The organism is Leucobacter sp. 1207-22 (genome assembly GCF_052850455.1).
Genome location: NZ_VXCR01000001.1, coordinates 271,435 through 285,651 on the forward strand (window position 1 = coordinate 271,435; position 14,217 = coordinate 285,651).

The 14,217-nt window shown below is 60.7% G+C and carries 13 protein-coding genes; 5 read left to right on the forward strand and 8 right to left on the reverse strand.

The window, feature by feature from the left end; genetic code table 11:
- Positions 1-86: 86 nt before the first annotated feature.
- The 6 genes from ispG to rsmI form a co-directional block, all read right to left on the reverse strand.
- On the reverse strand, positions 87-1,217 hold the full coding sequence (ispG, locus tag FW756_RS01255) for a flavodoxin-dependent (E)-4-hydroxy-3-methylbut-2-enyl-diphosphate synthase (protein WP_446428728.1): 1,131 nt from the start codon (positions 1,215-1,217) through the stop codon (positions 87-89).
- Positions 1,218-1,274: 57 nt separating this feature from the next.
- Entirely contained in the window at positions 1,275-2,648 is a 1,374-nt protein-coding gene (locus tag FW756_RS01260) for a M50 family metallopeptidase (RefSeq protein ID WP_446428729.1), read from the reverse strand.
- A 78-nt stretch (positions 2,649-2,726) separates the two neighbouring features.
- A complete protein-coding gene (dxr, locus tag FW756_RS01265) occupies positions 2,727-3,815 on the reverse strand; it encodes a 1-deoxy-D-xylulose-5-phosphate reductoisomerase (protein ID WP_446428365.1) in 1,089 nt (362 codons plus the stop codon).
- A gap of 64 nt (positions 3,816-3,879) precedes the next feature.
- Positions 3,880-4,905: an FKBP-type peptidyl-prolyl cis-trans isomerase gene (locus FW756_RS01270; protein ID WP_446428366.1), complete on the reverse strand. Its 1,026-nt coding sequence runs from the start codon at positions 4,903-4,905 to the stop codon at positions 3,880-3,882.
- A gap of 92 nt (positions 4,906-4,997) precedes the next feature.
- Positions 4,998-5,513 (reverse strand): hypothetical protein, encoded by a 516-nt coding sequence (locus tag FW756_RS01275; RefSeq protein ID WP_446428367.1) that lies wholly within the window; start codon positions 5,511-5,513, stop codon positions 4,998-5,000.
- Between the two features lie 33 nt (positions 5,514-5,546).
- A complete protein-coding gene (gene rsmI / locus FW756_RS01280; protein WP_446428368.1) occupies positions 5,547-6,389 on the reverse strand; it encodes a 16S rRNA (cytidine(1402)-2'-O)-methyltransferase in 843 nt (280 codons plus the stop codon).
- Between the two features lie 33 nt (positions 6,390-6,422).
- Here rsmI and FW756_RS01285 point away from each other — a divergent pair, with 33 nt between their 5' ends.
- The 4 genes from FW756_RS01285 to FW756_RS01300 all read left to right on the forward strand — a co-directional run bounded on the left by FW756_RS01285 (position 6,423) and on the right by FW756_RS01300 (position 10,976).
- Positions 6,423-7,703, forward strand: coding sequence for an MFS transporter (locus tag FW756_RS01285; RefSeq protein ID WP_446428369.1), 1,281 nt, complete (start codon positions 6,423-6,425; stop codon positions 7,701-7,703).
- A 53-nt stretch (positions 7,704-7,756) separates the two neighbouring features.
- Positions 7,757-9,073, forward strand: a complete 1,317-nt coding sequence (locus tag FW756_RS01290) for an aminotransferase class V-fold PLP-dependent enzyme (RefSeq protein ID WP_446428370.1) — start codon at positions 7,757-7,759, stop codon at positions 9,071-9,073.
- Positions 9,070-9,543 carry a Fe-S cluster assembly sulfur transfer protein SufU gene (gene sufU, locus FW756_RS01295; RefSeq protein WP_446428371.1) on the forward strand — a complete coding sequence of 158 codons (474 nt, stop codon included), beginning with the start codon at positions 9,070-9,072 and terminating at the stop codon, positions 9,541-9,543. The genes FW756_RS01290 and sufU overlap by 4 nt, the downstream gene beginning before the upstream one ends.
- A gap of 122 nt (positions 9,544-9,665) precedes the next feature.
- Positions 9,666-10,976, forward strand: a complete 1,311-nt coding sequence (locus FW756_RS01300) for a DUF4192 family protein (RefSeq protein WP_446428372.1) — start codon at positions 9,666-9,668, stop codon at positions 10,974-10,976.
- Between the two features lie 42 nt (positions 10,977-11,018).
- Here the strand turns inward: FW756_RS01300 and FW756_RS01305 are convergent, their stop codons facing one another.
- Together FW756_RS01305 and FW756_RS01310 are read right to left on the reverse strand one after the other, a co-directional pair.
- Positions 11,019-11,804 carry an aspartate dehydrogenase domain-containing protein gene (locus FW756_RS01305; RefSeq protein ID WP_446428373.1) on the reverse strand — a complete coding sequence of 262 codons (786 nt, stop codon included), beginning with the start codon at positions 11,802-11,804 and terminating at the stop codon, positions 11,019-11,021.
- A gap of 62 nt (positions 11,805-11,866) precedes the next feature.
- On the reverse strand, positions 11,867-12,442 hold the full coding sequence (locus FW756_RS01310; protein ID WP_446428374.1) for a TetR/AcrR family transcriptional regulator: 576 nt from the start codon (positions 12,440-12,442) through the stop codon (positions 11,867-11,869).
- 113 nt (positions 12,443-12,555) lie between these two features.
- Between FW756_RS01310 and FW756_RS01315 the strand changes: the two genes are divergently transcribed.
- Positions 12,556-14,217: an ABC transporter substrate-binding protein gene (locus tag FW756_RS01315; RefSeq protein WP_446428375.1), complete on the forward strand. Its 1,662-nt coding sequence runs from the start codon at positions 12,556-12,558 to the stop codon at positions 14,215-14,217.

Here is a 14,217-nt window from a genome sequence, read left to right on the forward strand (position 1 = left end):
GCTTGGCGAAAACGACCTGGGCCCCCTCGCAGCGTGTGCGCGAAGGGGCCCAGGTACTCGTACTGAGTCAGCTCAGCACAACGACATTAGCCGAGGAAGACGTCCGGGGCGCCAGACTCGGACTTGTGTCCGATTTCTGCCGCGATGCGGTTTGCTTCTTCGATCAGGGTCGCGACGATCTCGGACTCGGGAACGGTCTTAATAACCTCACCCTTCACGAAGATCTGGCCCTTGCCATTGCCCGAGGCCACACCGAGATCTGCCTCACGTGCTTCACCCGGACCATTCACGACGCAACCCATGACGGCAACACGCAACGGGACGGTCATGCCTTCAAGGCCCTTCGTGACCTCTTCAGCGAGCGTGTACACGTCTACCTGAGCACGACCACATGACGGGCAGGAAACGATCTCGAGCTTGCGCTCACGCAGGTTCAGCGACTGCAAGATCTGCAGACCAACCTTGATCTCCTCAACCGGAGGAGCAGAAAGCGAGACGCGGATCGTATCGCCAATGCCTTCAGCAAGCAGTGCACCAAACGCCGTTGCGCTCTTGATGGTGCCCTGGAACGCGGGGCCTGCCTCGGTGACGCCGAGGTGGAGCGGCCAGTCGCCACGCTCTGCGAGCATGCGGTACGCCTTGACCATCACGATCGGGTCATTGTGCTTGACCGAAATCTTGAAGTCGTGGAAGCCGTGCTCCTCGAACAGCGACGCTTCCCAGACAGCACTCTCAACAAGTGCCTCAGCCGTGGGCTTACCGTACTTCTCGAGCAGGCGACGGTCGAGCGAGCCAGCGTTCACGCCAATTCGCAGCGAGGTTCCCGCTGCCTGTGCGCGGCGTGCAATCTCACCAACCTGGTCATCGAACTTACGGATGTTGCCAGGATTCACACGAACTGCTGCGCAGCCCGCATCAATTGCCGCGTATACGTAGTTCGGCTGGAAGTGAATATCAGCGATCACCGGAATCTGGCTCTTCGCCGCAATGATGTGCAACACGTCTGCGTCATCGCGCGACGGGCACGCGACACGAACGATGTCACAACCCGCTGCGGTGAGCTCAGCGATTTGCTGAAGCGTTGCATTAATGTCGGTCGTCGGCGTCGTAGTCATCGACTGCACCGAGATCGGTGCGTTGCCGCCGACCTTGACCGAACCGACCTTAATCTCGCGCGACTTTCGCCGGGGTGCGAGCACCTCGGGGACCTTCGGCATTCCCAAATTTACTGCTGCCACACCTCTAGTCTAGCGAGCAGGCCTGGGCTTCTGGTGTTAGCCGAAGAGTGAGACTGGCTTGACGAGGTCTGCGTAGATGAGCAGCGCGGTCATCGCACCCAACGCAACAACCACTACCAAAGTGATTGGCACCATTTTGGCGGTATCAATCGGCCCGGGATCGGGCTTCCCAAAGAGCTTCGCGAGTCGGCGTTTCACACCCTCATACATGGCACCAATGATGTGCCCGCCATCGAGAGGCATGAGCGGCACGAGGTTGAAGACGAAGAGCGCGATGTTGAGTGAGCCGAGCAACCCTACCATCGTCTGCACACGCGCAGCCACCGGAGCGTCAAGTGAGGCGACCTCACCAGCAAGTCGGCCGACACCCACGACGCTGATCGGTCCATCGACTTCACGTTCATCAGGCCCGAATGCGGCGTTCCACACAGCGACCATGCGCTCAGGCATGCGAACGATCACGTTCGCCACCTGCGCGATGTTGTCACCAACGTAAGACGGAACCTCAGCGATGCTCTGACGCACCATCTCACTCGCTGGCGTCACCCCGACCATACCAACGAGTTCGGTCTGCGCCTTGCCGTCTGCACCTGTGAGCACCTTACCCTCGGCATCGGTCATGGTGCGCTCATTCGCTGCAGGCACGAGTGTGAACGCCTGCTCTTGGCCGTCACGCTCGACGACAACGTCCATCGCCTGGTTCGGTGACTCACCCACGGCATCGCGGAACTGGGTCCACTCGGTGATCTCGACTCCGTTGAGTGATAGCACCTTGTCCCCTGGCTGCAGCCCGGCTGCGGCTGCCGGTGCTGCTGGCATGTCGTCGGTGCATTCTGTCGCAGCGGAGTTCGCAGGCACCAGGCAAGCGCTGACGCTTCCCAGGGTTGTCGTGTTCTGCGGCAAACCGAAAGCCGTGAGGAACACGGTGAAGCAGAGGAACGCAATCACGAGGTTCATGAGCGGACCGCCGAGCATGATGATGATCTTTTTCCAGGCGGGGAGCTGGTAGAAGCTGCGGTGGTCTTCGCCTGCGACGATCGTCTCGGCACTCGCCTCACGCGCGTCATCAACGAGCGCACCGATGCCCTTGGTTCGGACAGCGGTTGCGCCTTCTTCGGCCACCGAGTTCATAAACCCGGTGGTTGAATCGCGGGGTGCCTCGCCAGGCTTTTTCGGTGGATACATTCCGCTCATCGCGACGTACCCGCCAAGCGGGATCATTTTTACGCCGTACTCCGTCTCGCCCTTGCGTTTCGACCAAATCGTCTTGCCGAAACCAAGCATGTACTGCGAAACACGTACGCCAAACAGCTTCGCGGGCAGCAGGTGCCCAATTTCGTGCAGCCCAATAGAAAGGGCAAGGCCAACCACCAAAATGAGGATGCCGAGCACGTACAGCAGAATGTCCATCACCGTGTCAGGCTACCGCGCAACGCTGTGGCTGCGCCGAGTGGCGCGGATCAGTGGCAAGGATTCAGTGGCGAGGATTCAGTTCGCTCGCGAGACAATGACCTGCTGCGCACGCTGACGTGCCCAGCGCTCAGCCTCCGTGAGCGTCTCAATAGTGAGCGTTGACGGGGCTTCATGCTGCTCAACGACTTCCCGCACGGTATCGACGATGTCAAGGAACCCGATCCGCCCATCATGAAACGCGTCGACGGCTTCTTCGTTTGCGGCATTAAACACTGCCGGATAGGTCAGTCGCGCTTGACCGACCTGTTTTGCGAGGTTCACCGCGGGGAAGGCGGCGGAATCGAGCGGCTGGAAATCCCATGACGCAACCTTCGTCCAGTCAAGCGGTGCACCGACGCCAGACACGCGGCGAGGCCATTCAAGACCAAGCGCAATGGGCAAGCGCATGTCAGGAGGCGAAGCCTGCGCAATCGTGGATCCGTCAACGAACTCAACCATCGAGTGGACGATGGACTGTGGGTGCACAACGACATCAATATCGGCAAATGGGACGTCAAAAAGCAGGTGCGCTTCGATGACTTCGAGGCCCTTGTTCACGAGTGTGGCCGAATTTGTCGTGACCACGCGACCCATGTCCCAAGTCGGGTGATTGAGTGCCTGTGCCGGTGTCACATCTGCGAGCTCGGCACGACTGCGACCGCGGAAGGGGCCGCCTGACGCCGTCAAAACAAGTCGACGGACTTCGTTCTTTTCACCGGACCGGAGCGCCTGCGCGATAGCTGAGTGCTCGGAGTCGACCGGCACAATCTGCCCTGGCTTTGCGAGCTTCGTCACGAGGTCACCGCCGACGATGAGGGATTCCTTGTTTGCGAGGGCGAGCGTGCGGCCGCTCTCGAGCGCAGCGAGGGTCGGGCCGAGGCCCACCGAACCGGTGATGCCGTTCAGCACGACGTCAGCCTCGACATCGCGTACGAGCTGCGCAGCTTCATCTGCGCCCACCGCTGTGTGGCGCACGTTGAACTCTGCGGCCTGCTCAGTCATCCGTGCAACATTGTTCCCGACAGCGAGACCGACCACCTCAAACTTGTCAGGGTTCGCTCGAATGACGTCGAGCCCCTGCACACCGATTGAACCAGTTGACCCCAAAATAACGACGCGCCTCATACAGCAATTGTATGAGGCGCGTCTCTCGTCTGCGTGATGCCCGTGTTGGACGGGCTACGCGTGACTACTTCGCGGGGAGCACTCCGACGATGTCGAGAACGAAGACCATGACCGCGTCAGGCTCCTGGCCCATCTGCTGCAGGCCGTCTGCACCGTAGCCTTCTGCTGGCGGCACGATCGAGATGATCTGCGAGCCGACCTTCTGGCCTTCGAGTGCCTTCTGGAACCCGGGGATGACGCCGGTGGTCGGGAACGGGGTGGGCTCGCCACGGCTCCAGCTTGAGTCGAACTCTTTGCCGGTGCTCCAGATAACGCCCTTGTAATTCACGTACACGGTGTCGCCGGGGTTCACGACGTCACCCTCACCTTCGATGATCGTTGCGATCTTCAGTTCGGTGGGTGCCGCTGCACCTTCGGGCATGGTGATCGTGGGCTCACCGTTCTCAGCGAGTTCGACCTTCGGGAAGCCAGCGGGGGCTTCCTTTGCAGTGCCTTCTGCCTTCTTGAGCAGCTCGTCTGGGCTCAGCGAGTCTGAGCTGCCGCGGTTATCTGCTTCAGCGTCCTTCGCCTCGGTGAAGTCTGCAACGACAACGATTGCGGTGTTCTTCTTCACACCCTCGGGTGCGCCAGCAGCGGTGAGGTCTTCGCCGAAGAAGTCTGATGCAGGCATTGCGAGAGCTGCCTGCTGACCGGGAACTGCACAGCGGATAAGATCTTCCACCCACTCGGTGCCGGTGTACAGGTTGGGTGTGTTCTGCACGAGCGTTTCGCTCGCGCCGTTAATCGCTGTCCCGTCAAGGCCGTTGTAGACCAAGAACGAGATGTTGATCGAACCGTCTGCTGCAACGACGTCGCCCTTGCCCTGCTTCAGGACCGTGCGCTCAGCCTTATCGACCGTGATCGGGGTCTTGGTTTCAAGCGACGGTGTATCTTCACCCGTCTTCACCTTGATCGAGTCGCTGACGGAGCCTGACGCGATGCAGGCTTCGCCACGTGCGTCCTTGCTCGGGCCGCTCGACGACGAGCAGCCGGTCAGGATGAGTGCTGCGGCCGCAACCACAGCGGGAACGATGACGTGTTTGCGCTTCACAGTTTTGAGTGTCCTTACTCTGTAGAGAATTGGGCGCCGTCGCTATTCTCTCGTAGTTGAGTAGCGAAGTGGCTGAGAAACCTGGGTGAGCTCTATGAGCTGCGTGCAACCCGCTGCAAGATTGCCTTACCAGAGAGGGCAATCAACAGCATGAGGAGCAGCATCGTGATGATGTCTGCGCCGATGTAGATGTAGTGCCATGGTGACTGCCCTGGTTCGGCCCCTGCAATGACCGCATCAGTTCTTGCGTTGAGCGGCGGACGAATTACCGACACCTTGAACACGAACACTGCGGCGAGCGCGAGCCAGACCCACACGCGAACTCCGACTGCTCGATAGGCCGCTGGCCAGAATGCCAGCGCCGTATAGGCAAGGAGCAGGATGCCTTCAGCAGTGTTCAATGCGGCAAACACCAAACGTCCGATGCCGAGACCGAGTGGGATTGTGATGCCCTCTGCCTGGAACTTCAACGGTGCTTCGATGAACGAGATCGCAAGAATCATGCCGAGCCACAGCACAGGAATAGCGAAGCGCCACAGTTCTGTGCGAATGAGGCCCACGGGTACGGCCGGTACCTTATGCGTCTGCTGCTTTGCGCTGCGTCCCATGTGATCGTGCTCCTTCGAACCGCGAGAGTTGAGTTACTTGCTTGACTTCGTTGATGTGCTCGGCTTGGCCGCGAGCGCAGCCTCGTAGAGTTCTCGTGCTGACCGGCCGGTTGCTGCCGCAACTTCACGCGTCGCATCTTTCAGCCGTATGCCTGCTGCTGCTCGCTCCAGTACGGCGTCGAGCGCGGATGCCTCATCGATCACCGTCTCTGGGGCGCCACCGACGACCAGCACAATTTCACCTCGTACACCGTCTTCTGCCCATGTGGCGAGCTCTGCGAGTCCTCCGCGGCGGACTTCTTCGTGCATCTTCGTGAGTTCACGGCAGACAGCCGCTGGTCGATCCGCGCCAAAGCCCGTTGCGAGGTCAGCAAGAGACTTCGCGATGCGGTTCGGTGATTCGAAGAAGACGAGCGTGCGCCGCTCACTTGCGAGTGCGTTGATCATGCGTTCACGCTCGCCAGCTTTGCGCGGCAGGAACCCTTCGAAGGCGAAGCGGTCAGTTGGCAGCCCGGCGATCGCGAGTGCTGAGACCACTGCCGATGGGCCAGGAATCACGGTGACGTCGACGCCCTGTTCTGCAGCGAGCTGCACGACGCGGAACCCAGGGTCAGAGACCGTCGGCATCCCTGCGTCGCTGACCAGCACGATGTCTTCCGTGCGTGCACGCTCCACGAGCGAAGCGGCGCGCTCGTGCTCGTTATGGTCGTGCAGCGCAATGAGCTCGGGTCTGTTCTCAATTTCGAGCAGACGCATGAGCTGAATCGTCTTCCGTGTGTCTTCAGCAGCCACCACCCGCGCGTTCGACAGGGTTTCACGCAAACGGAGTGAGACGTCCCCGAGATTTCCGATAGGGGTCGCAGCAAGGACGATCATGCCTCCATCGTACGCTGTTAGTCTGGGCAGGCTATGCCGCATACCTCCTCTGATTCGTCGTCCACAGGTACCAGCCTGATCGCCAAGACAGGCTTCACCTACTTCCCGCTCGCGCTGATCGCACGTCTGCCGTTCGCCATGATGGTGATCGGCGTGCTGACGATTGTCGTATCGGCGCGCGGATCGATGCAGCTCGGCGGCCTCGGCTCAGCGATGGTGGGAATCGGATCAGCAGCAATCGGTCCGCTCATTGGCGCGGCAGCAGATCGCTATGGTCAGCGCATCGTTCTTCTAGTCACTGCGGTGCTCCACAGTGCTGCTCTGGTTTCGCTGGTATGGGTCGCATATAGTTCGCTGCCCAACTTCGCGGTGTTCGCAGTGGCATTCGCTGTCGGTGCAACGAGCCCACAGACCTCGCCGATGTCTCGCGCACGCCTGGTTGCAATCATTCGCCGATTCCTGCCGGTTGAACGGCAGGGCAAGGTCACCTCAACCACACTGGCGTACGAGTCGGCAGCTGACGAGATCGTATTCGTGTTTGGACCCGTCATCGTTGGCCTGCTCGCGACAACGTTCAACGCCGGTGCACCGATCATTGCAGCGGCGGCCCTGACGTTGCTCTTCGTCATCGCGTTCGCGCTTCATCCGTCAGCGAAGCTGTCCCCCACCGCAAGCGCTGAGGAGGAAGCCGCCGCTCCAGTCCGCGAGCTCTTCCGCGCGCGTTTGCTCGTTATTGTCTTTGGCATCGCCAGTGTCGGCCTCGTCTTCGGTACCACGCTGACCTCGCTTACCGCCTATATGCAGGAGCATGGCGATCCCGAGGCAGCTGGCCTCGTCTATGGCGCAATGGGTGTCGGATCCGCCATTCTTGCCCTCGCAGTCTCGCTCTTCTCGCCACGGTTCACGCTCCGTGCGCGCTGGGTCGTCTTCTCGGTCTTCGTAACCGTTGGCGGAGTCATCCTCGCGACCTCGCATGATGCGGGAATGCCACGGATCATCCTCGCGCTTGCGATTATGGGCATCGGTGTTGGTCCGCTGCTCGTGACGCTCTACACGCTCGGCACTGCCCGCAGCCCACAGGGCCGCTCGGCAACGGTCATGACGATGCTCGGTTCAGGCATCATTCTCGGCCAGTCACTCGCGGCTGCTTTCACCGGTACCCTCTCGGAACAGGAACTCCAGGCAACCGGCGAGGTGCGTCTCTCGCTCATGCTCCCGCTCATTGCCGGCGCGATTGGTCTCCTGCTTGGCGCTGCGAACTGGTTCCTGACGCCGAAAACAACGCCGCGAATCGCGACAAGCCCCAATGAGTAAACGCTGAGCGACGGAATACAAACCGTTTCCCCGTTGTTGGGTTCAGTGGAAGAATGGAGAACATGTCCAGAGAGCCTTTTTCGCCAGCAGAGGTCGCGGGCTTCCGCGCTGATTTCCCGTACTTCGTTACGCAAGACCGTGAGGGTGGTGCCGCCTACCTTGATTCCGTAGCGACCTCGCATCGCCCGAAGCAGGTTCTCGATACCGAGCGCTACTTCCTTGAAAACCTGAATGCGGCCGTACACCGCGGTACAAGCGGCGCGGTTGGCGCTGCTACTGAGGCGTTCGAGGGAGCACGTGCCAAGGTTGCCGCGTTTGTCGACGCTTCGACTCCCGAGCAGATCGTGTGGACGGGTAACGCCACCGGCGCGCTCAACACCGTGGCAATGGGCATGGGCGAAGCAAGCACCGCGCTCGGCGCGCTCACCGAGGGCAGCGAGCGCTTCGCACTCGGCGCAGGTGACGAGATCCTCATTACCGAGGCGGAGCACCACGCGAACCTCATTCCTTGGCAGCGGCTTGCACTCAAGACCGGAGCTACCCTCAAGTACATCCCGATCCGCGAAGACGGCACCTGGACTGTCGACGACGCACGCGAGGCGCTCAACGAGCGCACACGAGTCTTCGCGTTCGGCCATGTCTCGAACGTCACCGGCTACATTGCTCCCGTTGCCGAACTCGTTGAACTCGCACGCGCGGTCGGCGCGATCACCGTGCTCGATGCGTGCCAGGCTGTGCCGCACATTCCCGTGAATTTCGAAGAGCTCGGCGTAGACTTCGCTGCGTTCTCCGGCCACAAGATGCTCGGCCCCAACGGCATCGGTGTCTTGTACGGCCGCCCTGAAATGCTTGCGGCGCTTCCGCCGTCGCGCACCGGCGGATCCGCCATCACGCGAGTCACCATGGAGCGTGCAGAGTTCATGCCGCCGCCCCTGCGTTTCGAGCCCGGCACCCAGCCCGTCTCGCAGATCGTTGCGCTCGGCGCAGCCGTTGACTACCTTGTCGCCGCAGATATGCAGCGGATCGCGGCGACCGAAGACCTGCTTGTTGAGCACCTTGTAGCTGGTATTGAAGCGATGCCTGGCGTACGCCTGCTCGGCCCAGCGTCACACTCGGCGGCACAGCGCACCTCGCTCGCGGCAGTTTCTGTCGACGGCCTGCACGCACACGATGTCGGTCAGTTCCTCGATCAGGAGGGCGTGGTCGTTCGCGTGGGTCATCACTGCGCGCAACCGCTCCACCGAGCGCTTGGCATGGCGTCTTCGACCCGTGCAAGCGTGCACATGACAACTACCAAGGACGAGGTTGATCGTTTCCTTGACGCGCTCCGCGGCGCTCAGCGGTACTTTGGAGTGGAGGTGTCCGCATGAATTCGCTCGACGGACTGTACCAAGAGGTCATTCTCGATCATTCGAAGCGACCCATCGGTAAGGGCGAGCTGACACCGGTTGCAGGCGCACTCACCGCGTCGCACCATGAGTTCAACCCCAGCTGTGGCGACGAACTTGATCTTGCAATTTCGGTTGATCCCGAGACCGGTCAGATTTCACAGCTGTCTTGGGAGGGCCAGGGGTGTTCAATCTCGATGGCCTCGGTGTCGATTCTTGCGCAGCTCGTGCGCGACGAGAAGCTCACCATGGATGAGGCCCGCACACGAATCGCTGCGTTCCGCGAGATGATCCAGGCGCGTGGCGAGGGCGAGCCTGACGAGGATCTGCTTGGCGACGCTGTCGCGCTGCAGGGCGTCTCGAAGTTTGTGATGCGCGTGAAGTGCGCAATGCTCGGCTGGGTTGCGCTCGAGGCTGACCTGACAAAGGTTGAAGCGCAGCAGGCCGCGTAGGCGGATCCCTCCGCTCTCACTATCGGCGCTCACAGTTCTCTGTGGGCGCCGATTTTGTCCTTTCTGCGCCATTACCTGTGCACAACTGTCCCACGCTCCCTCACACTCGCGAGGATCAGTGCATGACATCGACATCATCCGACCTCGTTACCTGCCGCAACACTGCTGAGTTCTTACGGGTACTCCCCAAACTGCTCGGGTTCACCGCGACCAACAGCTTGTTCGTCATCTTCTTCTCGGGTAAGCGTGCACAGCGATCAGCAAGACTGACATTGCCAGAGCCTTTCGGCGGGCCAGCAGAGCAGGCCTATGTTGAGGGCGTGAGCGACATGATCCGCGACCTCAGTACACGCTTTCGCGCAACCGACGACCCCGTTCTCGTCATCACGACGTCAGCGTCATTCGCTCAGAACGGTGGCGCCCCACATAGGTCTTTTGCGCAGCGCATGCGGCGCTGTCTGTTACGCGACGGAATTACTCTGCGAGATTTCTGTGTCGTTGCTTCCGACGGGTGGGGTGAGTATGACGACGCACATCTCCCCGTTACCGGGCGCGCGCTAGAGCTCATTGCCCCGTTCCATGCTGCAACCGAATCATCAAGCAGTTGCAACGCTCGAAGTCGTATCACCGGGCAGCACACGGTCAGTGGGCGTCACAACCGTTGTGAAGATGCCAGCGCATCTGCCCCTGCCTCTGCAACCCAGAAGGTGCGCGTACCAGCGCTCACAGAGCTCGAAGCGATCCCCGATGCGAACGCGTCAAAGGTCGCGTTAGCCGCCGCAGTAAGCAAAGAACTCGCGCCTCTCCCACGAGCCGCTGCCGCTAAGCGGCACGACCCAGATGCACCGCGACGCATGCGTGAAGTCGGCGCGGTGACTCGTGCACTCTTACGCTTTGACTCGGCGCTGCAACCACGCATGGTCGCGAGACTTCTCCGACTTACGTCAGACACCGACCTCTGGTTTGCACTCACGCTTGCAATACTCACCCGTGCCGAGGCACCAGAGGAGATCGTGCGCGGTGGTGAGCGAACATCATTCACGCAGGTTCCGCTGGGCGGCCCACACCTGCCAGCGGGCGACGAAGACCATGACGGCGACGAAGAGGGCAGCCCCGCATGGTCGATTTACTCGCTCCTAGCAAACTTCTCTGCTGAGTGTGAACATCCACGTGTATTCGTCAGCCTCCGCAAACGCATGAATGAGGTGCTCGAATCTACTGCTGAAGCTGATCGTCCGCACCTACTCGCCCTGAGTAGCTGGGTATGGTGGACCTCAGGTATACAAACCGTCGCGCTCGCACATATTGCCGAGGGCCTCCGAATCGACCCGGCGAACGAGCTGTGCCGCATGGTGAATGAGCTGGTCGACGTGCCGCTCTTTGGTCGGCGTCCGCTGCCGGCTGGCGAACCGAGCGACTGTCGCGTGGCATGAGCGCCCTTACAGCGGGTCAAGGCAGTTGGCGTGGCACAGCGTTTAGACGAAGACGCCGTTCTGTCCGGCCAGACGACGGATTCCGCTCAGTATTGCTTCTGCAACGACTCCGCTAGATGTCGGCGTCACAGGCGAAGGTTCATTCACGATGTCGAATGAATACGTGCCTGCGGGGCCACTCGCCGCGATGCGGTGACGCGTCAACTTCGCCTGCGGGTCAGCAATCAATTGCACCGATGCTGAGTCCCAGAGACCGGTAGCCGAAGCAAGTGCGCACGCGACGTTCAGTGAAGCAGGGAACAACTGCACCGCCTCGGCAACACTTCCTTCAAACAGCGTAAACGCCTCTGTTGCTGTGGCGAGACGCGTGCGTTCGATGTTGCTCATCCACGGTTGCGCGAGTGTGCCAGCTTTCTTGGTCGAAGTAATATTTGCCGCTGTGATGCCCCCATCACGGCTCGCAGCGGCGAGCAGATCCAGGCCACCAATAGCTCCGGTACTGAGGTACAGCTCCCCCGGCCCAGCAAAGAGCACCGTACGCAGTTCGGCATCAGCAAGCGCGCCAATAGAGACAAGGAGGAGCCTGCCACCAGCTGAGATAATCCGCTCACCATACTCTGTGACCGCAGGAATGCCCGCACACTCAGCGATGAGGCAGCCAGCCTCGAGCGCAGCTTCGAGTGAGATTTCCGGGTGACCACCTCCTGAACCGGGCCGGCGCACGATCACACCAACAAGCTCAGCACCGGTAATGTTTCCAGCGGCAAGTTCGGCCGCCACACGTGCACCGATAGCACCGTGGCCGAGTACTGCAACGCGTAGAGTCATGGGATTCCTCCTGAGGTCTCCCCCTCAGGCTAGCCCGAATCCGGCCGCCTGATGGCAAAGTCTCAGAGAGCGTCCGCAAACACCTCACGTACGACTGTAAACGACTCAGCCAGCACGTCATCGAGGCTACGAAGCGCGGATCCGCCACTCGCCCACGCCCATACGGCGGCAAGCAAGGCACCAGCGATACCCGCCCCGACAATCTCCGCTTTGCGCCGCTCGGTTCCGAGGCGCTCGAGCTTCGAACCAAGGGCTTCGGCGATCCGCATCTGACGAACCGCGCGCCCTTGTGCGAGTTCGTGCTGCACGCCCATCGCCTCGGCGTTCACAATCGCAACGAGCAAGCTCTCGGGTGCTGTCCCATGTGCAAACGCCATCAATGAGTCCGCAACCGAGCGATCATCAAGGGCCAACGAGTCACGAAGGTGTGTGATGCGCTCGTCGAGCGCAAACCACAAAATCTCATCTTTGCCAGAGAAGTAGTTGAAGAAGCTCGACCTACTCACGCCAACGCGCTTTGCAAGGTCAGTCACCGAAGTGTTGTCGTAGCCGCGCTCAAGAAACAGTTCGCAGGCAGCCTCCGCGAGCACCTCACGAGTGGAGGCCTGCGGACGTCCCCGAGAAACTGATGCGCTCATGGTGACTGAGCTTAGCGAGCAAACAGATTTCCGTACCAATTTGCGTCGCGTCTCAAACCACGTAAGCTACTTAATTGCACTCAGTCCAACAAAATGAAAAGCGTGCTTCGAACATGTCACACACTCATTCACCCCTCGCGACACCATCATCGCGCCGCACACTCCGCACGCTCAGCGCAATCGGGCTTATCGCAGCCCCCGCGCTCCTCCTCACGGGCTGCTCCGGAAACACGTCAGCACTTGAAGCTGCGGGAACCACCCTCACCTACGCCACCGGTGATGCTGAGCCGACGTGCCTTGACCCGCACGTCGGCGGCAACTATCCGCAGGCACTCATCTCCACGCAGTACCTTGAGCCACTGACGGGTCGCACCGCACAGGGCGAGATCACTCCGTGGCTCGCAGAGTCTTGGACGACGAGCGAAGATGGACTCACCTGGGACTTCACTCTCCGCAGCGGCATCACGTTCACCGATGGAACTCCCTTCGATGCCGAAGCTGTCATCGCAAACATTGCGCACCTGCAAGACCCCGACACTGGCTCGTCCACCGGTTATCTCGCTGTCCAGAAGATCGTGAAGTCTGAAGCAATCGACGCAACCCACGTGCGGTTTACCCTCTCAGAACCAGACGCGGCTCTGCTCGAATCGCTCAGCCAGCAGTGGACTGCGATGCAATCACCAGCCGGTATCGAACGCGGCAAGGAAGCAAACTGCACCGATCCGATTGGCACCGGCCCTTTCAAGGTCTCCAGCTGGGCGCCACAGGAAAGCGTGACGCTCGTGCGCAATGACGCCTACGTCTCCACAATTCCTGAGGCAACAGACGAGGGTGTCGCAAAGCTTGAGAAGATCGTGTGGCGATTCATCCCTGACGCGGCCACGCGCTATGCGGCGCTGTCGTCTGGCGAAGTTCAGGTCATTGATAACCCGCTGCCGGCCGACATCGTTGCCGCCAAGACAGCAGACATGCAGCACATTGACGCGCCACGCCCTGGGGCATCAAACCGCATCGAACTCAATACGGCGCAGGCACCCTTCGACGACATTCGCGTGCGTGAGGCATTTGTGCGGGCTGCAGATCCCTCACCCGGTATCGAATCCCTCTTCCAGGGAACTGCAACCCGGTCGTACTCTGCTCTGTCAAGCATTGAGCCCGCCGGAGTCCCATTGCCAGATCTCTTCAAGACAGACACCGCAAAGGCCGCAATGTTGCTCGACGAGGCCGGCTGGAAGACGAACGGCACTGATGGAGTGCGCACCAAAGACGGCAAGGAGCTCACCGTCCGGTTCCCGGTCAGCACCAACCAGTCGACCGCGGCCGAGCAGTCACTCTTCGAGCAAATCCAGGCAAACGCGGGCAAGGTTGGCTTCAAGGTCATCCTTGAACCCGTCGATCTCTCAACTTGGTACGGCAAGCTTGCTGCTCACGAGTATGAGGCCGTGAGCGCTCCCTACACCAAGGTCGGCCCTGACGTGCTGCGCACGATCTTCCATTCGAGCAACACTGTTCCTGCCCCCTCTGGCTACTTCTCCAACCTTGCAGAACTCAAGGACCCTGAGGTCGACGCGCTCCTCGAACAGGCCGCCGCGACCCAGGACGAAACCAAGCGGGCCTCGGTCTACGCTGACGCACAGCAGCGCGTACTCGAGACATATGCGGTTCTGCCGCTCTATGATCAGCAGAACCACTTCCTCACGAATGGAGTCGAGGGCGTGACAACGCTCGGCACGATCAGCACGCCGACGTTCATCAACGCAGAACTCACACACTAA

Coding starts and splice junctions, on each gene's coding strand:
- FW756_RS01315 (WP_446428375.1), top strand. CDS start 12,556: ATGTCACACACTCATTCACCCCTCGCGACACCATCATCGCGCCGCACA.
- FW756_RS01305 (WP_446428373.1), bottom strand. CDS start 11,804: ATGACTCTACGCGTTGCAGTACTCGGCCACGGTGCTATCGGTGCACGT.
- FW756_RS01290 (WP_446428370.1), top strand. CDS start 7,757: ATGGAGAACATGTCCAGAGAGCCTTTTTCGCCAGCAGAGGTCGCGGGC.
- ispG (WP_446428728.1), bottom strand. CDS start 1,217: ATGCCGAAGGTCCCCGAGGTGCTCGCACCCCGGCGAAAGTCGCGCGAG.
- FW756_RS01310 (WP_446428374.1), bottom strand. CDS start 12,442: ATGAGCGCATCAGTTTCTCGGGGACGTCCGCAGGCCTCCACTCGTGAG.
- FW756_RS01285 (WP_446428369.1), top strand. CDS start 6,423: ATGCCGCATACCTCCTCTGATTCGTCGTCCACAGGTACCAGCCTGATC.
- FW756_RS01300 (WP_446428372.1), top strand. CDS start 9,666: ATGACATCGACATCATCCGACCTCGTTACCTGCCGCAACACTGCTGAG.
- FW756_RS01275 (WP_446428367.1), bottom strand. CDS start 5,513: ATGGGACGCAGCGCAAAGCAGCAGACGCATAAGGTACCGGCCGTACCC.
- rsmI (WP_446428368.1), bottom strand. CDS start 6,389: ATGATCGTCCTTGCTGCGACCCCTATCGGAAATCTCGGGGACGTCTCA.
- dxr (WP_446428365.1), bottom strand. CDS start 3,815: ATGAGGCGCGTCGTTATTTTGGGGTCAACTGGTTCAATCGGTGTGCAG.
- sufU (WP_446428371.1), top strand. CDS start 9,070: ATGAATTCGCTCGACGGACTGTACCAAGAGGTCATTCTCGATCATTCG.
- FW756_RS01260 (WP_446428729.1), bottom strand. CDS start 2,648: ATGGACATTCTGCTGTACGTGCTCGGCATCCTCATTTTGGTGGTTGGC.